Below are 23,138 nucleotides of genomic sequence, written 5' to 3' on the forward strand. Positions count from 1 at the left end.
GGAGCACACGCAGAGAAGGCAAAAGGGTACAGGGAACAGGGGACAGGGGACAGGGAGTTCGGCGATGCCGGGCTTTTTGCGATTCCGCCAAAACCTGCGGTTACGGAACTTAGTTCTCCTGGATCGCCTACCTTTCCCGCATCGGTACTCAATACCTTGGAACGGTCGAAACGCGATCTTGCCGCATTGCGGCTGTTTGACCTGGATTCCCGTGATGACGAAGGCGGTACCTGGATTCCCGCTGCGGGTCTGCCTACCTACGTTGGCCTGTTTGGGCGCGACTGTCTCGCATCCACATGGCAGGCGTCGCTTCTGAGCACGGCGATGATGCGCGGCTCGCTCCTGCAACTACCGAGGACGCAAGGGGCAAAGATTGACGACTGGCGCGACGAGCAGCCCGGACGTTTTGTCCACGAGCTGCACACTGATCCACGCTCCGTGCTCAACTTCGCGCCGCATGGCCGCTACTACGGAGGTGTTACAGGCTCGATTTATTATCCGGTCGTCGCTTCGGCAGTGTGGCACTGGACCGGCAACAAAGATTTAGTGCGGAAGTACATCAACCCTGCGCTTGCCGGACTTGCCTGGGCAGACAAATACTTGCGCGGCGACGGTGGTTTTTACCGCTACTGCACACGTTCCAGCCAGGGAGAAAAGAATCAAGGCTGGAAGGATTCGAACGACGCAATTGTTCACTCCGACGGATCACAGGTGAAAGACCCGTTGGGCACCTGCGAGATGCAGGCTTTCGTTTACGCTTCGAAAATGCATCTGGCGGAAATGCTGTGGTGGCTCGACGATCCCAAAACGGCACTCCAGCTCTATCACGAAGCCGAAGAGTTGAAGAAACGCTTTAATGATTTCTTCTGGATGACCGATGCCGAGTACATCGGGATGGCGATCGACTCGAAGAAGCGCCTGGTCCGATCAGTCGCTTCCGATCCGGGACACTGCCTGGCTTCCGGCATCGTCGATGATTCTCTCGCTGCTCGCGTTGCCGATCGCATCATGCAGCCCGATATGTTCTCCGGCTGGGGAGTGCGTACACTCTCTGCGGATCATCCGGCGTTCAATCCATTCTCGTATCATCGCGGATCGGTATGGCCGGTTGAGAACGCCGTCTTCGTGCTGGCCTTCGCGCGTTACGGCCTGCACGACAAAATGCAGAAGCTGGCGCGAGCCATGTTCGAGACTGCCGAGATATTCAAGTACCGCCGCCTGCCCGAGGTCTTCGCCGGCCACCAGCGCGACGAGGAGCATCCCTTTCCGGGAATGTATCCGAAAGCAAACTGGCCGCAGGCGTGGTCGGCTTCGGCGCCGTTCACGGTGATGCAAGCTTTGTTGGGAATCTTCCCTTATGCGCCGCTGCACACGTTGTTTCTTGATCCCTGGCTGCCGGAATGGCTGCCGGAGTTTTCAATCGAGAACATGAGCATAGGTGATGCACGCGTGAGTCTGCGCTTCACTCGCGACAGAGATGGCCAAACGCACTACAAAGTCACGGATCTCAAGGGCAAGCTGCACGTGATTCGCCAGCCAAGTCCGTGGTCGCTCACCGCAGGCTTTGGTGAGCGAGTGAAGGACGCCATCACGAGTCTGCTGCCAAAAGCAAGCTAGCGCTGCGGTTGCGGAAGCGTTTCTGATATCTGAGTCACCGTGTAATCAGACGGAATTTGAAAGAGTGCAGGGTCAGGCTCGCTGCGCAAGAGGCTAACAAGTTTGTGAGTAGTTTCCCCGGACTGGGGATCGGAATACATCGTTAATACCGGCATTCTAAGTTCGGGAGAGAACCAAGTCTCGTTCACACGTACGATTGGTTGTGAATTCCCGATTGCATTCGCTGGTATGGTCCATGTGGCTCTGGTTCCAACCGCATCCACGCCCTCGATAGTCATGTGTCCGAGATTTTCAAACTTTGGAGGATCCTCGGAGCGGCGCTGCAGTGGAACCGATGATGGCCTGGGCATGGCGTTGCCGATGACAGGTTGTGTGGAATATTGATGCACCTGAGCGGTCTTTCTATCGGAATCCAAGAAGATATTCATGCCTTTTACTACATCATTGATCATTACCGTCTGATGCCTTTGACCGTTCGGCATAAGCATTTCGTGCTCAGTTCGAGTCCTGCCTTCAGAGTCACGGTAAAGCTTCTCACGCGTTTCCTGCTCGATTCGGTTGCCATCTGACAAGACCGTGGATCGGTGATTCACGAACTCGGCGGAAAGAGGATTCTGTTGGATGCCATGTCGTACAGAGGAACCGGATCCGATCCCGGAAGATGCGATTACTTGAGCAGTAGCATTACTGAGGAATAGTGGTGCTATAAAAACGAAGTACAGAGCAAGGAGACGGAAAACCATCGAGTCCTCCTGCGGACGCCGAGCTTCGGAACGGCAACTATTCTCGCTCCAGGCTAAAGAGCAAAGCAAATAACTTTACCTGGCAGCGCCATCCATGACCAAGCCGACAACTTCATCCACATAGTCTTCCGTAAGTCCGCTCTGGCGGATGAGGAAGCGCATATAGAGTGCGCCATAGAGGGTATCCAGTGTGAGGTCGAGGTCAAGATCGGCCGGCAGTTCGCCGCGCGAGATTCCGCGGCGCAGAGTCTCATAAGCTTCCTGGCGGCGAGGCATCATGAAGCGGTCGCGGAAGGCTTGTATCAATTCGGGATCGGATTGCCCGCCGCCGATCAGTGCGGCGACGATGCGTCCACGGCGTCCCCGCAGAACGCGAACCAGATGCTTCATCTGAATGCTGACATCGTCGCGGACTGAACCGGTGTTAGGGAAACGTAGTTCTTCATCGGCGCTCGACGAAAATGCATCGGCCACCAGCGCCGCTTTGTTTGGCCACCAGCGATAGACCGTTGCTTTCCCTACGTCGGCATCGGCTGCAATGGCTTCAATCGATAGATCAGGAAAGCCGGTTTCCTGCAGCAGCCGCAGCGTGCTACGAAGGATGGCCTTACGCGCATCCTCGCTGCGCGGACGCCCCGGCGTGCGGCGATTGCCAGTAATTTTCTCCTGCGCCAATTCGGCAGCGTAGGTTTGCGGCATGGAGTGACGTTAACATAAAATTAAATTCGATACGTTCTGTTTCGGAAATAATCAAATCTGCGAATCTGCCGCCTGAGTAGCGGAATCAATACCGAAGTCGGGAGCCCTGTCGGAAAATGTGGATCGTCTCATTAGCGCTGCGCCGTCCCTACACCTTTGTCGTGATGGCGCTGCTGATCCTCATTCTCACGCCCATCGTCATTCTTAGAACGTCGATCGATATTTTCCCGGATATCAACATTCCTGTCATCAGCATCGTCTGGCAATACAACGGCATGCAGCCGCAGGAGATGGCCGATCGATTCCTTAGCAATACCGAGCGCGGGCTCACAACGCTGGTCAACGACATCCAGCACATCGAATCCGTCGCTCTGCAGGGACGTGCGATTGAGAAGGTGTACTTCCAGCCTGGCGTGAATCTGCCGTTGGCGCTTTCGCAGGTAACGGCGATCACGCAGACGTCAGTCCGCCAACTGCCGCCGGGAACGCAGCCACCGCTCATCATCGTCTATTCGGCCTCCAGCGTACCGATCGTGCAAGTGGGTGTGAGCAGCAAGAGTATTCCCGAGCAGGATCTTCAGGACATCACGCTCAACTTCATCCGCTCACCTCTTACAACCGTGAAAGGCGCGGCCATTCCATATCCCTACGGAGGCAAGTCGCGCGTCATCGCTGTCGATCTCGACACGCAGGCGCTGCAGGCGCATGGACTGACTCCGGTAGACGTGGTGAATGCCGTTGATTCTCAGAATCTGATTCTCCCATCCGGCACGGCAAAGATCGGTGCGCTGGAAATGAACGTGCGCATGAACGCCAGCACGCAGACCGTCGCCGAACTGAACGATCTCCCGGTCCGCAGTAAGAACGGCGTGACTACCTACCTGCGCGATGTGGCCCACGTGCGCGACGGCTTCACTCCGCAAACCAATATCGTGCGCCAGGACGGCGTACGCGGAACTCTGCTGAGCATCATGAAAAACAGCGGGGCTTCGACGCTCGACATCGTCAAAGAAATCAAAGACCGGCTGCCGGTCATAGCCGAGTCGCTGCCTGAAGATCTGCAGATCAAAACACTCTTCGATCAGTCGCTGTTCGTGCGTGGATCGATCGACGGAGTGTTGCGCGAAGGCGCCATTGCCGCCGCGCTCACCGCGCTCATGATCCTGCTCTTCCTTGGGGACTGGCGGCCCACGCTGGTTATTACGGTTTCTATTCCGCTGTCGATCTGCGTTTCCATCATTCTGCTGAGCGCGCTGGGCGAGACCATCAACATCATGACGCTCGGCGGCCTCGCGCTCGCCGTGGGAATCCTTGTCGACGATGCGACTGTGGCCATCGAGAACATCGAGCGCAATATCGCCATGGGTAAGGAGATGAAACAGGCGATCCTTGACGGCTCGCAGCAGATCGCATTGCCGGCATTCGTCTCGACCATCTGCATCTGTATCGTCTTCGTGCCGATGTTCTTCCTCACGGGCGTGGCGAAATTTCTCTTCGTTCCGCTCGCCGAAGCCGTAGTCTTCGCGATGCTGGCTTCGTACCTGCTTTCGCGAACGCTCGTGCCCACCATGGTGCTGTACATCATGCGCGGACACGAGCATAAGGCAGCGCAGCCGAAGACCATTTTGGGACGCTTCCAGCGTGGCTTCGAACGTGGATTCGAGCGCTTTCGCACGAGCTACCGCGACATGCTGGCGAGCGCCCTCGAGCATCGCAAGATTTTTGCAGCAGCCTTCCTCGCTTTCTGCGTGATCTCCTTCGGCCTGATTTTCTTTTTAGGAGAGGATTTCTTCCCCAGCGTCGATGCCGGAGTCTTTCGTCTGCACGTTCGGGCGCGCGCCGGCACGCGCATCGAGGAAACCGCTCGCCTGTGCGACGAGGTCGAGAACGTCCTGCGCAAAGAGATTCCTAAAAATGAACTAGTCACGATTCTCGACAATATCGGACTGCCGTTCAGCTCAATCAACACTACTTACAGCACCAGCGGAACAATCGGCACTTCTGATGCCGAAATTCTGGTCTCGCTCAACCAGAAGCATCACCGTCCGACCGACGAGTACGTAAAGAAGCTGCGCGAAGATCTTCCGCTGTATTTTCCCGGAGTGGAATTCTTCTTCCAGCCGGCGGATATCGTTAGTCAAATCCTGAATTTTGGCCTGCCTTCCCCGATTGATGTTCAAGTAGTCGGCCGCAATCTGGAAGGGAATTACGCGATTGCCGAGCAGATCGCCAATCGCATGCGCCATGTGCCCGGCGCGGCCGACGTGCATGTGCAGCAGTTGATGAATGGTCCGGAAATCGACCTCAACATCGACCGTTCGCGCGCGAAGGAAGTTGGGCTCGATCAGGAAGACGTGGCGCGCAATCTGCTGGTCTCACTCAGCGGCAGCTTCCAGACATCGCCGAGCTATTGGCTGAATCCGAAGAACGGAGTTACGTACAGTGTTGCCATCCTGACGCCCGACTATCGCATGGACTCGGTGCAGGCGCTGATGAATACGCCGGTAGGCTCTCCTTCAGCGCCGGCGCCCCAGGTGCTCGCCAATCTGGCTACGATTAAACCGGCTTCTACTCCCGCAGCCGTTTATCACTACGACATCACTCCGGTGGTGGACGTGTACGCTTCGGTGCAGGGACGTGATCTCGGCGGAGTAGCCGGCGACGTGACCAGGATCGTGGAAGACTTCGAGTCGAAGCGTCCGAAAGGCACGCAGATCATTTTGCGCGGACAAGTCGAAACCATGACCTCATCGTTCCGCGGCCTCGCCTTTGGCTTGATCATGGCGATCGTTCTCGTTTACCTCCTGATCGTCGTGAACTTCCAGTCGTGGCTCGATCCGTTCATCATCATTACTGCACTACCGGGAGCCCTGGCCGGCATTCTATGGATGCTGCTGCTCACGCATACGCGTTTGAGCGTGCCCTCGCTGACCGGAGCCATCATGTGCGTAGGCGTTGCGACCGCGAACAGCATTCTGCTCGTCTCGTTCGCGCGCGAACGCATGGACGACGGATTACCCGCGTTCCAGGCCGCGCTCGAGGCGGGATTCACGCGTATTCGTCCGGTCATCATGACGGCGCTGGCCATGATCATCGGCATGGTTCCTATGGCTCTCGGTTTAGGTGAAGGCGGAGAGCAGAATGCGCCGCTCGGACGCGCGGTTATCGGCGGACTATTATTTGCTACGGTCGCGACACTCTTCTTTGTGCCCGCAGTCTTTACAATGATCCATGGCAGAAGAGCAGCCCACGCGACCAATCTGGGACAGGAGCCGGAGTGGGTACACGAGGAATAACAGAACCGCCGCCGGTAGGCGGGGTCCCCAGCAATCGCCGGTGTTGCGATTGGTGGGGTGATACGCGGTGGGCCGGAGATGGCCGAATGGCCAGCTCCGGGAATAGCGATGCTCGGTCGGATTTCGAAACGCGCAGCCGCAAAACAAGCGGCTGCCCCACCGGCTACCGCCGGCGGTTCTGTTATCCGCGCTCGACACTTTGAATTGGTTTAACGAAAGGATTCGATAAGCAGGAAGTGAGTTCTCTTCAGGTCGTCAATTCGCCGTCGGAAACGGGACAGCAAACGCCGCAGCACGATCCGCAGCGCGGCACACCTGCGCGCAAAACTGCGTGGATCATCGGCGCCTTTGTTCTGCTCCTGCTCATCGCTGGAGCCATCACTATCGCCGGCAAGCTGGGCGAAAAGAAGGCTCTTGCCGCGGAGACTGAGCGTCTGGCAAAACCGAGCGTTGCGGTCACCACGCCGAAGCAGGAGCAGGCGCACGAAGAATTAGTCCTGCCCGGTACCATCCAGGCCTATAAAGAGTCTCCGATCTACGCGCGCACCAACGGTTACGTTCTGCGCTGGTATAAGGACATTGGCTCGCAGGTGAAGAAAGGCGAGCTGCTCGCGGACATCGATACTCCTGAAGTTGATCAGGAACTGCTGCAGGCACGCGCCACCCGTCAGCAAATCCAGGCTCAGTTAGGACTGGCGAAGAGTTCTGCGGAACGCTGGCAGAATCTCCGCCGCAGCGACTCGGTCTCGCAGCAGGAAGTCGATCAGCAGGTGAGCGCGTATCAGCAGGCACAGGCAAACCTTGCCGCCTCTGACGCGAACGTCCGCCGCCTCGAGCAGATGGAGTCTTTCAAACACATCTACGCTCCCTTTTCGGGAGTGCTCACCAAACGCAACATCGATGTAGGCGCGCTGATCAACGCCGGCAACGCCGGTCCCGATAAGGAACTGTTTGACATCGCACAAGTCGACCCGTTGCGCGTGTATGTGAACGTCCCCCAGACCTACAGCCCAGCAATCAAAGTCGGAATGAAAGCTTTCCTCGAGCAGCGCGAATATGCAGGACAGGAGTTCGAAGGCAAAGTGGTGCGCACGTCAGAAGCCATCGATCCGGCAACCCGCACTCTACTGACAGAGATTGATGTTCCAAACCGGGACGGCAAGATTCTGCCGGGAGCGTATGCGCAGGTCCATTTTGCTGCCAAGGTCGATGCTCCGCACTTGACCGTGCCCATCAACACGTTGCTGTTCCGCGCCGAAGGGCCACGCGCTGCGGTGGTCGGCTCAGACAACAAAGTTCATCTCAAGGAGATCACCATCGGCCGCGACTATGGCACTGCCGTTGAAGTCGTAAACGGCCTCGAGCCTACCGACCGCATCATCGTCAATCCCGCGGATTCGCTCGAGGATGGCCAGCCGGTAAACGTAGCTCAGCAGAAAGGCGAAGGCGCCGAGAAGGCTGGCAGCTAGCGAAGCGAATCACGGGCAGGTCGAAACAGTCAACGTGATCTGCCGCGAATCCGAGGCGTGCGCTGCGTCGAGAACCTGTACTGATCCGCTGAATGAACCCGCTTGAGTCGGCACTCCACTGAACGATCCGGAATGGGGTTCGAAAGCAAAACCCGGCCAGTTAATGCCTGAGTCCGCAAAGAAAAACCACGACAACGGTGCTGCGCCTCCTGTCGTCGGTATCTGGAAACTGTACGGCTGACTTAAACAAGCCGACGGCAGTGCCGCAGGAGAAGCAGGCAAATTTATCTGAAATGGATCAACGACCACGAGCGTCTCTTGTCCAGTTGCCGTCTGCGGGGGATTCGATGAATCCGTTGCCTGCAAAGTGAACTTGTATGTACCTGTCGTGGTGGGGGTCCCAATGATGTTTTCATTGGTATCGAGCGAGAGCCCGGGCGGCAAGCTTCCAGAAAGCAGTGACCATGAAACAGCTCCTTTGGCGTTCGCTGCAAACACCGTAGCCCCGTACGCCACGCCGCGTTCTGCCGGGGGGAGAGTCTGTGGCTGAACTGTGAGCGGATCGACTACTCCCGAAACCTCCAACGAGTACGTCATATCAGGCCGGGCGTCACCACGCCAATCAAAGACATGCACGTAGAACGTGTTCGCTATGTTGGGCTGACCTGGTACTTGAAAATCTAGCGCAGAGTCCTGAACGTGTGGGCTGGCGCTGATATCGTCGTTGATGCAGCTGGAAGCGAAGGTCGTGCTCGTGTCTCCCGGTTGCCGACATAAGGTAAGCCGGGCGCTATTGGCATCGACGATTTCAATCACTGTATCTAGTGGGTTATTGGGATTGCTTCTCTTGGCAACTGTCTCCACGTGCACCACAGAACCGCCGAGTGATACCAGTTTGTAGTAGTCATTGTCGCCCGCCGTTGGTGCTCCATTTGGCGGATCGATGTAGGGGCTGATCGAGGCCTGAATCGACCCGTTGTCCATTGGTGTGGCCGTTGCAGGACTATCATTTCGTCCAAGAGCGGCCTCAACGTCGATGTTGAACTGCTGATTCGCCGTGTGCATCGGCGAACTGCTGTCAGTCACAATAAGTCCAAACGGATAATCTCCCGCGATTGTCGGAGTGCCGCTGACAACCCCGGTGTTTGGATTCAGTGAAAGCCCAAAAGGCAAGCTGTTCCCGTTCGCAAGCGCGAACGAATAAGGAGGAGTGCCCCCTAACGCAACTAGTCGTCCACTGAAGGGCCGATTTACAGCGATCCGCGACGGCAGTGAATTCTGCAGCGTCAAGGTCGCAGATGTCACTGTGATTGTGAACGGCTGAGAAGCGCTTTCCGGCGGTGAGAAGGAATCCTGCGCTGCTAGCGTGAACTGAAAAGTCCCAGTCTGATATGCGCTCCCGACAAGTTGTCCGGTGCTGTCGAATTTCAATCCCGGCGGCATGGTGCCCGAGCTGACGCTGTATGCGACAGGCGGAAAGCCTCCTTGAATGCCTGCATGTACATTCAGGAACGTCTGAAACTCTGTAACGGTAGCCGCTTGGCTCTGGGCTGAGGTCAAGGGTTGATAAGCCGTTACCGTGAAGCTCTTCGTCGCTAACTGTGGAGTTGAGGCGGAGTCCGTGACCGTAGCGATGAATCCCGCTGTTCCGCCAAAGTTCGCCGTACCGGAAAGCGTTCCCGTATTGGCGTCCATCGTCAGACCAGTTACAAACAATGCCGTCGAGGAGACCGGTGCAATTGACCAATGAAGCGCTCCCTGTCCGTTGCTCGCGCTCAGCGTGGTCGAGTAGGCGTGCCCTTGCAGCGTCCCGGAAAGTATCGAAGCAGTGGTAATCGTCAGGGCTGGAGGCGGTGGTGGTGGTGGAGAGCCGCCTCCCCCATTATTGTTTCCTCCGCCTCCACCGCAGGCGCTGAGCGCCACAGCAGCGCAAAAACAAATAATGCCGAGCCGAAGGGACCTCACGCGCGCCTCTCTTCACACTCGGCGTCAGACGACGGAGCTGGAACCCCGAAGAGAGCTCCAGAGTCTTCATATTGATCGAACTGCGGCGGCGTACTGTTCAGGATGATGTCGATTCCCTGAATCTGGTCTCCGGGATTCACTTGGATGGTGTCGCGCTGTTGAGGGAAATCGAATGCCGAACTGTTCTTGTTCCAGAACTTGGGTACGCCGCCGGGCAAAGCGACTGGAGGATCAAGCGGTCCCACACTTGATCCGCTCACGAACTGGGAATTTATCCCCTCGACTTCGACGGTATAAATCCCAGGAGGCACTGCAATTTTGTAGAACCCGATGAATTTTGGATCTCGAGAACCGGTCTTATCCCCGCCGGTATTGTTCTCCTGGGAATCGGGCATGTTCGCGGTAATGCTCTGCCCGGGATTTCCGGTGAACAGATATCCGGAGACGGCAGACACTGCGATGCGGCGCGACTCATCCTGCCCGGTAGCAGGATCGTCAATGGCACGCGCAATTACGTTGATTCCTTGCGCCTGCGATACGCCATCGCTGAAATAGATAGTTCCAGTAATCGTGCCGTAATTACTGACGAAGCTCTGATTTGGATAGAGACTCGAAATGACCGAGACATCGTCAGGTGAAAGCACCGGCAGGCCAGCGTCTTTGCGCGCCTGGCAGAGTTCTATCGGGAACATCAGAGGAAGGCCGGCAAGTTTATCGACGTCACAAGGAGAGGAAGGATTCGTCAACAGATCTACGTTCATTTGCGAATGGTCGAGCCCGGAAAAGTGTCCAATCTCGTGGGTGATCGCCTCATCGAATCCATTTGCGCTCAACTCGCGATCGGAGGAGGTATTTACGCCATTCTGAAACTTGCCGTTCATTACCAGGAGAGCGCCGACGATATGTCCCGAACTGGGATCGAGCGCGCAAGGGCTGGCGAATCCGATCACGCTTGCAGAAAGCCCGAGATTCGACATGAGCTGCCCGTCTGCATCAAAGACCACCGGGTTCTGTATCCCTTTTTGGCACGAGCCGACTACGTCGTTGTACTGGGTCAAAGTGTTTAGATCTGCACCCTGCACATAACTGCCGACCGGGAGGATCGTTCCCACATTGGAATACGAGATCGCTGCGGTCGAGACCGACTGCCAGACTCCGAACATGCTCTGCACGCGCTGCAATCCCGTGGCATTGTCGATGACGGTTGTCCCGCTGGGATTCACAGCCATGGGACCGGGATCGACGCGATATTGAATCGGCATCTTCGCCGGATCCCACGTGAACGGTTGACCCGGAATGCCAAAGTTCGGACCACCCACGACAAGAGGCCCGCCGGCAAATCCCAGAATGGGACTCATCAGTAGAACAAGTACGACAGCAGCCACTCGGCTTTGCATCACTTCACCTTTGAAAACGAGCGGATTGCATCCTTGAGATCGGCAAGAGGAATGGGCCCTGCATTTGCGCGCCTCGCCAGAGTCGTTACCCGGGTTGACAGTTTGATCCCGCGTTCGCCGGCGCGCTGCTCCGTAGCCCGAAACAACTCCAGGTTCCCGCGACCGTTCACCGCGAAAGCCTGTCCTTTGCTGTCGTGCGTAATGCGAAAGCGACCTTGATCGAGTCCTACGGGACTTCGAAGTCCGTACGGCGATGTGGGTCCAAGCATGAGAAGCAATTCCTGATTCTTGGCATACTTCGCGGCGTCAAGCTGGTCGCGTATATCCCAGATGTACTGCCGGAATTGCAGGCTCTTTTGCGGAGATCCTTTGAGCGTGTCTTCGACATTCAAGGTGACCAGAACGGTCATCAGATTATGGAACTGCGGATGCGGTTCCACTTTCGCCGACGTGACGTAGCCGTGAACAATCAGTGTCGATTGCTGCGTGAGTTCGTCAATCGATTCCGGCGCAGTGAGCGCGCCTCTTTGAGCCGAAGCGCATGTGGATGCCACAAAAACGAGGAAGGCCAAGCCGGCCATCAACCGCAGCCAGCTTCTACTCTGAACCATGTCCGAAAAGCATATACGCTGACGCCCCAAATTGGGAAGCGGTGCCTTACCTTATTTTGGATTTAAGGTTGCTCGATAACCCCTTGATTTTAGGCAAAATCGGACACAGGCAGAATAGCCGGCCGATAACAATGCAGGACAAAAGCTCGGAATCAGCTACTCCTATCGCACACCACCATCGGATCCAGGGCGGCTGGCGCGGCGAACCAGGAAAGTGCCAAGCACACAACCCATACGGCTTGTGTAGCCTCAGGATCTGACGCAGTTATCGATACAGTACCAAGACGGGAATCTCGAAGTCTCAACCCAGGCTCGAACCGACAGCAGGCAGATCCCCACCAGGGCTCGATGCCAGAGCACGGTGTTCCCATCTGATCAGGACAAGTGTTTGCTCTTGACATCGCCTTTTATAGAACCCGCGCATGTCGAGGTCGAAGACGGTGTATCAAACTGGGAACTGGGATGGGCCCCCGGCTGAGTGCCTGTCCATAAACTGGTCCTAAATGTGTCCATCCACTCACATTCACGCCATTTCTAGCTAGCCACACCATCCAGTCAGAATTGTTTTATTGTTTGGCCAAATTTTGTTTTCGGGCTGCTTGAAATCCTTTCTTTTCGAAGAAAATGACAATCAGCAAGAATTCAGCGAGACAGAACACTATCGGAAAAAACGGGGGCACCCTACCGAACATTTTTACTACCCCCAACGCTAGAAGAACGTGCAGAGCAAATGCGGTGGTCAGCAGTAGAAGAAACGATCTCTTCTTCAGATGCGCGCGGAAAATTCGGAGCACAAACCCGAAGAGAATGAGAGTCCATGCCACTACACTGAAGATCGTTAAAGGGTTCCTCATTATCAAATACTAAAAGACCGATGGCCCCATCGGCAGGAAACTATCGCATACCCTTCCATCCCGTGCGGCATCAACCTGAGCCGCCCCGAGCTGATACGCTGCGTTCAATGTTACTGCAACCCCCGCGGAGAAGTTCAAAGCCTTGCCGGCTAATTTCTGATACGTTTTAGCGCCCACCTTGCGAGTTGCTGTCGTGAGAGCGTTGAATAGCTTCTGTGTTCCAGCGTAGGCACCTACCACATCGGAACCTACTTGTCCCGCATCCAACGGGGGAGCGTAACTGGAAAGAAACTTGAGAATTGCATCCTTCGCAATAGAACTGCATGGGTTTTGCGGAGCGGACGGATTCGGGTTCGAAGCTTCCAAAGGAATGGAAGATGGAACTGCAGAGACAAAATATCCACTGCCGCTCGGAGTGATACCGCCATTTAATAACAAGAGGATCGGATCAAAGACAGGCTGTTCTCCCACAAACGGCACGAACACTGTCGGAGTAGCACCCGCCTCTAGAGGCACAGGATCGGCGGTGTCGTTCACATTGGCGGCACCGTAATCGTCGATGTAATACCCTTCTAGATCCGCGCACTTTTGAACGGGATCCTCCATTGGACCGGCGTAATCTGTGTCGTGTTCGATGACCCCTCCTTCACTCGGAATGTAACAGTCTCGTCCATCAAGATCGACAAAACTGAGCGGATTATTCAGCACGTACACGTAGCGATTAAAAGATTGGGGATTGGTGAGGTCCATGCTTCCCATGTAGGGATCGGGCGAGAGCCAGCGGCCTTGCGCGCTGCTTAGCTGGCGGAATTGCGTGTGCTCGAGACCTCACCGCACTTTTTCGTAGTACTGGCCGAGGTCATCATTGATGCCAAGCTTCACGTGTGGCATTGAGCCTTCAATTGAGTGACTGAAGTCACCGATGCCGAGATGCTCTTCTTTTGTATCAGATGAGTGATACAAATCCCACTTTCGTTGACTCTGGACAACTTCCCCGGTGGCTTTGATAAAACGTATCTCAATAGCAGTGTGATCCTTTTCGAGAATAATAAAGCTGGCAAATTTGCCAGGATCAGAGAAATCTGGCCGATAAACATATTCACCAACATAGTCTGCTGGATTCGTGCTCACCTGCGAACTGCAGCTGGCTAGGAACATCCCGCACGAAAAGAACACGACAGCCAGCAAAACGTTAATCTTTTTCATGAGCACGGCACCTGTATATGGAAAGTTTGATTGACTCTACCCATCGCATGCCAGCCCGGATTCAATACGGAATCAAAGCGGTTTGGAGGATTTGGGTTCAATCCTGGAAGGTGATAAAAAAACGACCACGCTGTCGTCGAGTTTGTGATTGTTATGTTGAGATTTCCACCCAGTTGGGACATGCTCCACTGATGAGAACCAACAAACTGAGTGGTCGGGTTTAGTCCAGAGGAGACGAGTCCGTGGAGGCCGAAGTCTTGGTTGCCTGATGAGCGACCGCCCGCAAGATATTCACTGACATGTCCTGCGAGTCCATACGCGCTCATCATCATCTGTGATTCTGGAGTATTTGGGCCAAAGTCTCTGTTCACTGGTCCAGTCCCGCTTAGCCACTGATCCAACATCAGACTTGCATTTGTGTAAGCCGCAAGCCAAGTTTTGAAATCCGTGGCAGCAGTCTGACCTGCAGCAAGCTGTTGGCAGGAGGGTTTTATAAGTGGCTTAAGTGGAATCTGGATGATTTGTCCGCCCGGGCCGCCACTGCCTCCGCCGTCATCTCCGCCGAATGGTCCGTCCCGGAGGGGTAGTGGACCGCCATCGCCTCCACAGCAACCCCCTCCGAAAATTGGAGCCCATCCACCGTCGTCGCCAACGACGTTGCATTCTTGATCAGCTCCGTCACCGCTCGCGTGACATTCACTCGAATCAAGACCGAATGGATCCACAAAGCGCAGGGGATTGTTGTTCACATACGCATAGCGGTTGAGGGACTGGGGATTGGCGAGATCCATGCTTCCCATATAGGGATCGGGCGAGAGCCAGCGGCCTTCCGTTGTGCTCAACTGGCGGAATTGCGTGTGCTCGGTATTCGACTCCGAGTCGTGCTCGTCGCTGTTTGAACAACTCATTAAATTACGGGCAGCGAGCTCGTAGCTAAGAACGCGAAGAGACCGCCGCCAGCACAAGCGAACAATACGTCGATAAACTTGCTCTTTCTGCGATGCTCTGAAGATTTCGTCAGAAGAATCGCCAACAGTAGGAAGGGAACTGTGATCAGAGAAAACCCAATGAAATTCAAACAAACCGCTGGTATTTGAGCATGACGGTTTACGGGAAGCGTTGCCGTCAAAATGAAATCCAGCAAAACGACCATACGCAAGATATAGCTTAGGCAGGTGTTCATCTTAATCACTGTTTGCATATAGTGTTCTGGACATTGTTCAGCAGATTGTTCCAGATGGAAGATTCCAGTTGAGCACCACCCATCTTGAAGAATAGCTTCGAGAACGCCGATGAGAACCTTGCCTGAACAGATACATTGAAGCTCACTCCGTTTGATGTGTCAGCAGCACTGAATGTCACTGTTCCGTGATCGAATGGGTGAGCTCCCTTAATTGTAGTAAACGAAAAGCTTGTGCTGGAGACACTGGACACGGACACGGCCGAAGAGTTAAGCGGAAGAGCGAAACCGAATGGTCCGTCGATCGGTATCACTTGACCCACACTCAACGGCCCATGCTGAAGAAAAGTCACATTTTCAGGAACCACAGTGTCGGCTCCGCCAAAGGTGTCGATGTTAGTGGGCAATTGAGCCGTTCCCGAGAAATTCGCGAGTTGCCCAAAATTCGATTCAAGCTTCGAAATAACGCCCTGGGTCGATTGGGTACACCGGAAAGAGCGAGAAAAATTCCTAACGACGGGAGGAGCTTCTGATTTTTGCGCTCCGCCAGTCGAGGATCCACCATATCCTTGGAAAAACGAATTTGCGAAGAACATTAGCCAGCAATAGTACGACGAATCGCAACCGGTATCGTCCCAGTTTTCTGTCCCCGGTTTCCCAAAACACATTAGACTGCTCTACCCGGCCGTCGCCATGCGCTCAGGGCGCGACTTATCTTCAGCACTAAAAAGACAGCAGCTATAAGCAGAATAGAATTTAAACTCCCAAACACCAGAACTGTGTTCAGGTACCTAGCAAGCCTGCTCCCATTGACCACAGTTATATGTGGGCACAAAGGGCAGGCTATTCTGGACCCAGCATCTAGTCCCAAATAGGGGGAGTAAAACAACCCTGCACCGAAAAAACCTAATAAGGCAAGCGGAATGATCCATTTTTTCATGCTCACGGTGTATCCCTCGCAACTGTGGCTTATGCGCTGTATTTCGTTCGCCATAGGACTGCAATTCCTGTTTACTGACCGCCCCGCGGAACTAAGACGGGTGGAGATCCAGGATGTCCAGTGCCGGGGCCGCAATCGCCATGAGGACATGGATCGAATCCCGAACCCGGAACGGAGCCGATACCGCCTCCCGCACTTGACCCGTCTACCGCTGGCACATTGAGTAAAGGCCCGTGTCCGCCGCCGGGTGCCCAATCCTTTTCCCATCCTGATACATCCTGTTCACCTTCCACGCATCGGGTGCCCCACTCTCGCGTGCCGTTCGCGAGGGTGGGGTATAAGGTCAATCGCCTCCCACGGTAGTCGGTTTCACCATGCGCAGTCTAGGGTTTGGGTTTAGTCCCTCGATCCAGACCACGCTCTTCTCGCCAAAATAGTAGGCTCGGAAACTGCTCCAGGCCCATAATTCTGGCGATGGTACCAGTCCCCTCTTAACTGGATTTCTGTGCATATAGCGCAGCTTCTCGATGATCTTTCTGCGAGTGTAGACGTTGAAGTCATAAAAGCGAGGCTGAAAGAAATGACGCTTCTTCTGCTTTCCATTTTCTCTCCACAAGCCGAGTTGATTCTGGCTCTTTCGTCGAGGCGGCAGCAGACGGTGACCGACCCTTTGCTTTAAGACCTGCAGCACAGTAGAAGCCGTCCCGATTTCAGGCTCACCGATCAAAACGTGGAAGTGCTCGGGCATGACCACATAGCCGACAACCTCAAACCGATACTTGCGCCGAACCTGCTCGAAGATGCGAAGGAAGACATCGCGACAACGCCGGCTTCCCAGAAGCGGCTCCCGTTTGTAGCAACTGCAGGTAACGAAATGAAGGTCACCATGACCGTAAATGCGCTTTAGACGCGCAGGCATGGCGCCAAATTATAGACCTGCCACCCTCATCGCAGCCCACCCTCGCGAACGGCACGCGAGAGTGGGGCACCCGAGTCCTAGACATCCAGAACAGCATATCAATATGGGAAAGGGTGGGGCACCCGGTGGGGCACCCCGGCACCACAAAGTTTCCCGCCACCGTCTTACTCGTAGCGCAGCACCACCATCGGATCCAGGCGGCTGGCGCGGCGTGCAGGCACGAAGCTGGCGAGCAACGCTATCCCAATAAGAATCAAAGTGCATAATCCAAATGTCAGCGGATCAAGCGGTTTGATTTCAAACAACAGCGTTTGCATGTAACGGCTCAAGACCATTGCGGCGCCCAGCCCAATTAGCACTCCGACCAGTGCAAGCAGCAAACCTTCGCGTAAGACCATCAGCGCGATATCGGAAGCGCGTGCCCCAAGCGCCATGCGAACGCCAAGCTCATGCGTGCGCTGCGTGACGGCGTAGGCGATCACGCCATAAATGCCTACCGCGGCGAGCAACAGGCCGAGCAATCCGAACGAAGACATCAGCGCCGTGCGGAAGCGCGGTTCGGCCATGTCGCGCCACAACTGATCACGCAAGGTTTGTGGCTCGCTGACGATAGCGGTCTTATCTACGCTCGCTACCTGCTCCCGGATGGCTGCCGCAACCAGCTTTGGTTCGAGGGCGGTGCGAACAAACAGTCCTGTCGAGATGAGGCTGTGTTTGGTTTGCGCGAGTGGGAGATAAAACGCCGCGTCGGGTGCTTCCCAGGGAATGATGTCGCGGGCATCGCCGACCTGTCCGACGATTTCAATCCACTCGGGCTTGCTCTGCTTGTCGGCGCCGAGTGCCAGGTGCTTGCCGACGGCGGCGCCTCCAAAATATTGCCGCGCGAAGGATTTATTGACGATTGCGACCGCAGGCATCCCGGCGTGATCGGCGGCAGTAAAGGCGCGGCCGTGTACCACGGGAATTTCGAGAGTATCGAAATATCCCGGCGAAATCTCCGTGTACTGTATGGACTTCCAGGTGCCGTCATTCTTTCCCCGACCTTCAACCGCCCACAGCCAGAACATCATCTTTGATCCCGTCTCCAACGGAAACGATGGCATCAGCGCCGCATTCTTCACGCCGGGCACGGCAAGCGCACGCTGCAACACCTCATCGAAGAAAGGTAAACAAGGCCGGTCCTTGCCGCACCTTCCAGGTTGCGTGCTCACGTTGATGGTAAGGAGGTGATCGGCGTGAAAACCGATATCGACATTTGTCAGCTTGATGAAACTTCGTATGAGCAGCGCCGAGCCGGCTAGCAGGACCATAGCGCAGGCGATCTCGGCGACAATCAATGCCGAGCGCAGCCGGTGCGGGCGACGCGATTCGAGCGCTGACGGACTGATTGTGCCGCTTTGCTTCAATCCGCTCTCAATATTCACACCCGAAACCTGCCAGGCGGCGACAGTTCCGAAGAAAATGCCGAAGAAGAGCGACACGCCGAGTGCGTACCACAACATAATTGGGTGGAAGTGCAACTGCTCGATGCGCGGGGTGCCGCTGGGAGCGATCACACGCAATGTTTCCACTCCTGAGCGTGCGAGCAGTACGCCAAGTGCGCCGCCAATCAACGACAGCAAGACTGTTTCGACCACGAGTTGCCGAACAACGCGCCAGCGCGAGGCGCCAAGCGCCAGCCGGAGAGCGACTTCGCGTCGCCGCGACCAGCCGCGATAAAGCACGAGATTGCTGACGTTCAGGCAGGCGATTAGCAACAGAAAGGTAACTGCGCCGGCCAGTACTAGCAGCGGCTTCCTGCCGCGATCGACCAGATCGTCTTGAAGCAACTTGGGATATAGCGTCGCGTTGCGGTAAGTCTTGGGATACTCCTGCGATAGTGCGGACGCAATCACCTGCAATTCCGTTCGCGTTTCATTCAGAGTTACCCCGGGTTTGAGGCGCGCGATCGCGAATTTTCCGCGCCACCCGAAGGCCAGCTTCTCGGAAGCAGTGGGCACCATAGGAAAGTAAAGACTTGGGCCCAGGTATCCGCTCGAGGATGCGAACTTTGCGGGCATGATTCCAATCACTTCGTATTCGAGAGCGTCACCACCGTTTCGTAGAACGATGCTCTTTCCGACGATATCGGGATCACCGCCGAATAGTTTTTCCCATGCCTGATGGTTGAGCACGACAACATGGTCTCGACCTTGCTGTGCGTCCGTGGACAAAATCCAACGGCCCGCCTCCGGCTTAATTCCCAGAATGGAAAAGAAGTTTCCGCTAACTCGGCCAGCCCGGACCGAGCCGCTTCCTTCCAGCCAAAATACTTGATTCTCAAACGTGCCAATGCCTTCCATCGCGGTTGATCGGGCAGCGATGGCATCTACTTCCGGGAGTGAGAGCGGCAATTCCTGGTTAGTTGGGTCCTTGGCAAAAATGACAACGAGGCGGTCGGAATTGGGATACTCCAGCGGCGCCAGCAAAATCGCATAAATAGCACTGAAGATTGCAGTGTTTGCGCCGATGCCGAGTGCCAGCGTCACGACTGCTGCCGCCGTGAACCAAACGTTTTTCTTCAAGAAGCGAAAGCTATAGCGAACGTCCTGCAATAGGCTTTCGACAAAGGCAATGCTTTGCTGATCGCGGTAAGTTTCCGTGATCGCTTCGACCGCTCCGAATTTGAGGAGCGCCTGGCGGCGAGCTTCGACGCGCGACATGCCGCAGCGGATGTTTTCTTCAGTCTGCAGGAAGATATGTTCTTCAATCTCGGAGCGAAGCCGCTCGTCATTCCGGCGCCGCAGGACAAGGTTGGCGAAGCGGACAAACATCTGCCTAAGAGCATTCATTTCAGATCCTCCGCTTTGACTGCGAAGAACCGCGCGATGATGTCCGCGGTTTGCTGCCAGTCTCGAGTCTCCGCTTCAAGCCGCTTTCGTCCGGCGCGCGTGAGTCGGTAATAGCGCGCCTTGCGATTGTTCTCCGAGACGCCCCAGTCGGAAGCGATCGCGCCTTCCTGCTCCAGCTTCAGCAATACCGGATACAGGGTCCCCTGATTTACCGCCAGCAAGTCGCCGCTGATCTGCTCAATTCGCCGCGCGATGCCATACCCGTGTAACGAGCCCATTACGTCGAGCGTCTTCAGCACCATGAGAGCTACGGTGCCCTGCTGCACTTCGATTCGGTCTTTCATCTCGCACTCATGTAGGTACGCTACAGGACGCGTCCACAATACCACACTTTCCTCTTGGAAACCAACAGGTCAGCCGGTGTTGCACGAAAGCTCCGCAACGCGGCACCTTGCTCGAAGTTTATTTCGCTGTTGAACCACATTAAAAATGTCCCCTTGAAACCTCGATAGAAATGTCCCCTTTTAGAGTGCCTCCGGGAGTGAGGAGGAGGCAGATTGGGGCGAACCGGATTGAGCGGGAAAGAGTTGAACCGGGTAGAGGTGCTGGGACGAGTCAAGAGCGGAGAACTGAAGCTGGCGGAAGCCAGGGAGCTGATGGAGGTGAGCTATCGGCAGGCCAAGCGGATCTGGAAGATGTTTCAGAGCCGCGGGGCAGAAGGCTCACAGCACGGCAACTGTGGGCGAGGATCGAACCGAGCCTGCAAAGTGGAGTTTCGTGAACAGGTGATGAAGCGAGTGCGGGAGCGGTACGCGGACTTCGGGGCGACGCTGCAATCGCAAGTTCAACAAATGCATGTTTTCATCTACCAACAGATCTTCCAATGCATCTGTTTGAACCTACAACCAAGGGGACATTTCTATTGTGGCAAGGACGGGGACATTTCTATTGTGGTATGACAAGTCCACAAGATTTCGCTTGACTTTCGCCCGATTTCGTCATAGCACAGAGGTAGAGGTCAGAATGGATCGCGGCACAGGGAGTATGTTCATGGTTTCTCTCAAGGCGAGGTTGGTGGCTGCGGGTCCCGTCGGGGGCATCACTGTCGGACAGCTGGATCCATGGATCTCACGAGATCCGATGAGATTCGCATGAGATCAGGCATCGGATATTTCACGCTTGGCGATGAGATATCTCGTCCGTCGCGATGGGATGTCTGATGAGATCGGATGGGATTGGATGGGATCGGATGAGATTTCGCAACTTTTGGATCAGCCTGCCAATGGCTTTGATGCTTCGGCTGTGGGGTTAACCCCACGAGATGCTGGGGTTAACGCCGTGGAAAATTCGGGGTTAACCCCACGGTTGGAATGCGCCGAGAACCAGGTTTCTGCTTGCTCGCAAATCATTGATAGCTTGTGAGATGTTCAAAGCTTTCGCCAATCTGATTGGCCATCCAGTGACAAATTTCGTGAGATTTTGATTTCAAAAAATCGAAGAGTCTGCTCCCAAGCGCCGAGCAATCGAAAAGCAGCCGAAGGCGTCGAATACTATAGACAGTCATGCTCTCCGAAGAACGCATTCAGGACATCTTCTCGCGCATTCAGAAATTCTCCTCGGCTGACGGGGTGGAAGCCATCATTGGCGGAGGCAGCAGCGCGCTTACTCGCTTCGCCAACAACACCATTCATCAAAACGTTGCGGAGGAAGGATACGTCGTCTCTATTCGCGTTGCGCTCGATCATAGGACGGCGCGGGCCAGCACTAACAAGCTCGACGATGAGAGTCTGAAGCGTGCGGTGCAGTCTGCCGAGCAGATTGCGCGCGTGCAGGAGTCCGATGCCGATCTGCTTCCGCTCGCTACGCCCGATGAAGCCAAGCAGGCGAGCTCGGTGCAGCGCCATTTTGCGCAGACGGCGGCGATCAAGCCGGAGGATCGGGCTGCCGCTGTGGAGCAGATCGTGGCCGTCGCCAAGCAGCATAATCAGACGACCGCCGGCATCTACTCGACTTCCGAGCATCTGGAAGCGCTGGTGAATTCACGCGGCGTGATGCATATGCATCGGCAGACGAGTTCGGAAGTTTCCATCACCATGCTCGCTCCCGACTCCTCGGGATGGCAAAAGGCGAACTCGCCGAATGTTGCCAATCTGAATCCGAAGCGCCTGGCGGAGATTGCGGCGGAGAAGGCTTCGCGTTCGGCTCATCCTCGCGAAGTGCAGGCAGGGAAGTACACGGTCGTACTTGAGCCGGCGGCCGTCCTCGATCTGCTTGGCTTCATGTTCTTTGACTTCGGCGGCACTGCGCTGCTCGAGCAAAGATCATTTCTGAATAACCGGATTGGGAAGAAGTTGTTTGGAGAGAACATCACGATTCACGACGATGTCTACCATCCGCTGCAATCGGGAGCGGCGTTTGACGGCGAAGGCGTTCCGCGCCGGCGCGTGACGCTGGTAGAGAAGGGAATTGTCAAGAACCTGGTTTATTCCCGCGCAACGGCTCAGAAGATGCAGAAATCGGAACTGGCTTCCCAATTAGGGAAGATCGCTCCTACCGGCCACGGCTTTCCGCTGCCCAACGAGATTGGCGACGCGCCGATGAACATCGTTGTCGAAGGTGGAAACGAGGGAGGGAAGAAAGATGCGCAGACTGTCGACCAGATGGTCGCGTCCACCGAGCGCGGGATTCTCGTTACACGTCTGTGGTATATCCGCGAGGTCGATCCTTACGAGAAGATCCTCACCGGCATGACCCGCGACGGCACGTTCCTCATCGAGAATGGGAAACTGGTCAGCGGGGTGCGGAATTTCCGCTTCAATCAAAGCCTGGTGGACATGTTGCAAAATGTTGCAGCTTTGGGGACCTCGGTGCGGGCCAGCGGCGAGGAGTCGTTCGACATGGTGGTGCCGCCGATGAAGGTGAACAACTTCAATTTCACGGAGATAACGAAATTCTGAAGAGGAGGGAGTTCGACGGAGGGTAACACCCGGAAGTACATGTCCTCTGTGTCCTTTCGCGCAGGCAGGGATGTACTTTAGTAACTTTAATCAGCCGATGACAGCAGATATAACTCCAGCCAACTCCATCCCCCAAGGATCCACCGTGGACGAATTAAGAAGTTCAGTTCGGTTTCCTCTGAAGCTTCCGGTTGAAGTTCAAGCTGAACCCGGCGGCGTGCCCGGCCAGACCGAGGACATTTCGGCGGGCGGCGTGTTGTTCTACATGGATGCGGCGCTCGAGATCGGCTCGATCATCGACTTCAGCATTTCTATGCCGTGCAGTGTTCTTGGCACCGCTACCGATGTGGTAGTGAAATGCACTGGACGTGTGGTACGCTGCTCCAAACACGGCGATCGAACGGCAGTCGCAGCAGTGATCGACGAATACCATTTTGATCGCTCCCAGTAGATA

16 protein-coding genes and 1 pseudogene are annotated in these 23,138 nt (G+C 55.6%); 6 read left to right on the forward strand and 11 right to left on the reverse strand.

Features of this window, described 5'->3' with window-relative positions; genetic code table 11:
• Positions 1–1,617, forward strand: a 1,617-nt coding sequence (locus VFU50_01875; protein ID HEU5231579.1) for an amylo-alpha-1,6-glucosidase, incomplete at its 5' end; no start/stop codon positions are given.
• Here the strand turns inward: VFU50_01875 and VFU50_01880 are convergent.
• The gene (locus VFU50_01880) at positions 1,614–2,360 is read right to left on the reverse strand and encodes a hypothetical protein (GenBank protein ID HEU5231580.1); all 747 of its coding nucleotides are present in this window, start codon (positions 2,358–2,360) and stop codon (positions 1,614–1,616) included. The genes VFU50_01875 and VFU50_01880 overlap by 4 nt on opposite strands.
• 75 nt (positions 2,361–2,435) lie before the next feature.
• The gene (locus tag VFU50_01885) at positions 2,436–3,059 is read right to left on the reverse strand and encodes a TetR/AcrR family transcriptional regulator (GenBank protein ID HEU5231581.1); all 624 of its coding nucleotides are present in this window, start codon (positions 3,057–3,059) and stop codon (positions 2,436–2,438) included.
• A gap of 116 nt (positions 3,060–3,175) precedes the next feature.
• On the opposite strand from VFU50_01885, the gene VFU50_01890 reads away from it, so the two are divergent.
• Positions 3,176–6,355, forward strand: a complete 3,180-nt coding sequence (locus VFU50_01890) for an efflux RND transporter permease subunit (protein ID HEU5231582.1) — start codon at positions 3,176–3,178, stop codon at positions 6,353–6,355.
• A 236-nt stretch (positions 6,356–6,591) separates the two neighbouring features.
• Positions 6,592–7,824, forward strand: coding sequence for an efflux RND transporter periplasmic adaptor subunit (locus VFU50_01895; GenBank protein HEU5231583.1), 1,233 nt, complete (start codon positions 6,592–6,594; stop codon positions 7,822–7,824).
• A gap of 9 nt (positions 7,825–7,833) precedes the next feature.
• Here VFU50_01895 and VFU50_01900 read toward each other — a convergent pair whose 3' ends face one another.
• The 9 genes and pseudogenes from VFU50_01900 to VFU50_01940 form a co-directional block, all read right to left on the reverse strand.
• Positions 7,834–9,789, reverse strand: coding sequence for an Ig domain-containing protein (locus VFU50_01900; protein ID HEU5231584.1), 1,956 nt, complete (start codon positions 9,787–9,789; stop codon positions 7,834–7,836).
• The gene (locus tag VFU50_01905; protein ID HEU5231585.1) at positions 9,786–11,147 is read right to left on the reverse strand and encodes a hypothetical protein; all 1,362 of its coding nucleotides are present in this window, start codon (positions 11,145–11,147) and stop codon (positions 9,786–9,788) included. Before VFU50_01905 ends, VFU50_01900 begins: the two co-directional genes overlap by 4 nt.
• A gap of 38 nt (positions 11,148–11,185) precedes the next feature.
• Entirely contained in the window at positions 11,186–11,767 is a 582-nt protein-coding gene (locus VFU50_01910) for a hypothetical protein (protein ID HEU5231586.1), read from the reverse strand.
• Between the two features lie 893 nt (positions 11,768–12,660).
• Positions 12,661–13,467 (reverse strand): annotated as a pseudogene (locus VFU50_01915) (RHS repeat-associated core domain-containing protein).
• A 12-nt stretch (positions 13,468–13,479) separates the two neighbouring features.
• Positions 13,480–13,857, reverse strand: a complete 378-nt coding sequence (locus VFU50_01920) for a hypothetical protein (protein HEU5231587.1) — start codon at positions 13,855–13,857, stop codon at positions 13,480–13,482.
• The gene (locus tag VFU50_01925; protein ID HEU5231588.1) at positions 13,854–14,765 is read right to left on the reverse strand and encodes an RHS repeat-associated core domain-containing protein; all 912 of its coding nucleotides are present in this window, start codon (positions 14,763–14,765) and stop codon (positions 13,854–13,856) included. The genes VFU50_01920 and VFU50_01925 overlap by 4 nt, the downstream gene beginning before the upstream one ends.
• A gap of 1,555 nt (positions 14,766–16,320) precedes the next feature.
• A complete protein-coding gene (locus VFU50_01930) occupies positions 16,321–16,896 on the reverse strand; it encodes a transposase (protein ID HEU5231589.1) in 576 nt (191 codons plus the stop codon).
• Positions 16,897–17,060: 164 nt separating this feature from the next.
• Positions 17,061–19,727: an ABC transporter permease gene (locus tag VFU50_01935; protein HEU5231590.1), complete on the reverse strand. Its 2,667-nt coding sequence runs from the start codon at positions 19,725–19,727 to the stop codon at positions 17,061–17,063.
• On the reverse strand, positions 19,724–20,071 hold the full coding sequence (locus VFU50_01940) for a PadR family transcriptional regulator (protein ID HEU5231591.1): 348 nt from the start codon (positions 20,069–20,071) through the stop codon (positions 19,724–19,726). Before VFU50_01940 ends, VFU50_01935 begins: the two co-directional genes overlap by 4 nt.
• A gap of 213 nt (positions 20,072–20,284) precedes the next feature.
• Here VFU50_01940 and VFU50_01945 point away from each other — a divergent pair, with 213 nt between their 5' ends.
• The 3 genes from VFU50_01945 (at position 20,285) to VFU50_01955 (ending at position 23,135) form a co-directional block, all read left to right on the forward strand.
• Entirely contained in the window at positions 20,285–20,686 is a 402-nt protein-coding gene (locus tag VFU50_01945; protein ID HEU5231592.1) for a hypothetical protein, read from the forward strand.
• Positions 20,687–21,289: 603 nt separating this feature from the next.
• Positions 21,290–22,684: a TldD/PmbA family protein gene (locus VFU50_01950; protein ID HEU5231593.1), complete on the forward strand. Its 1,395-nt coding sequence runs from the start codon at positions 21,290–21,292 to the stop codon at positions 22,682–22,684.
• A gap of 145 nt (positions 22,685–22,829) precedes the next feature.
• The gene (locus VFU50_01955) at positions 22,830–23,135 is read left to right on the forward strand and encodes a PilZ domain-containing protein (GenBank protein HEU5231594.1); all 306 of its coding nucleotides are present in this window, start codon (positions 22,830–22,832) and stop codon (positions 23,133–23,135) included.
• Positions 23,136–23,138 lie beyond the last annotated feature (3 nt).

The sequence above is a fragment of the Terriglobales bacterium genome (genome assembly GCA_035764005.1).
Taxonomy (GTDB): Bacteria; Acidobacteriota; Terriglobia; order Terriglobales; family Acidobacteriaceae; genus Gp1-AA112.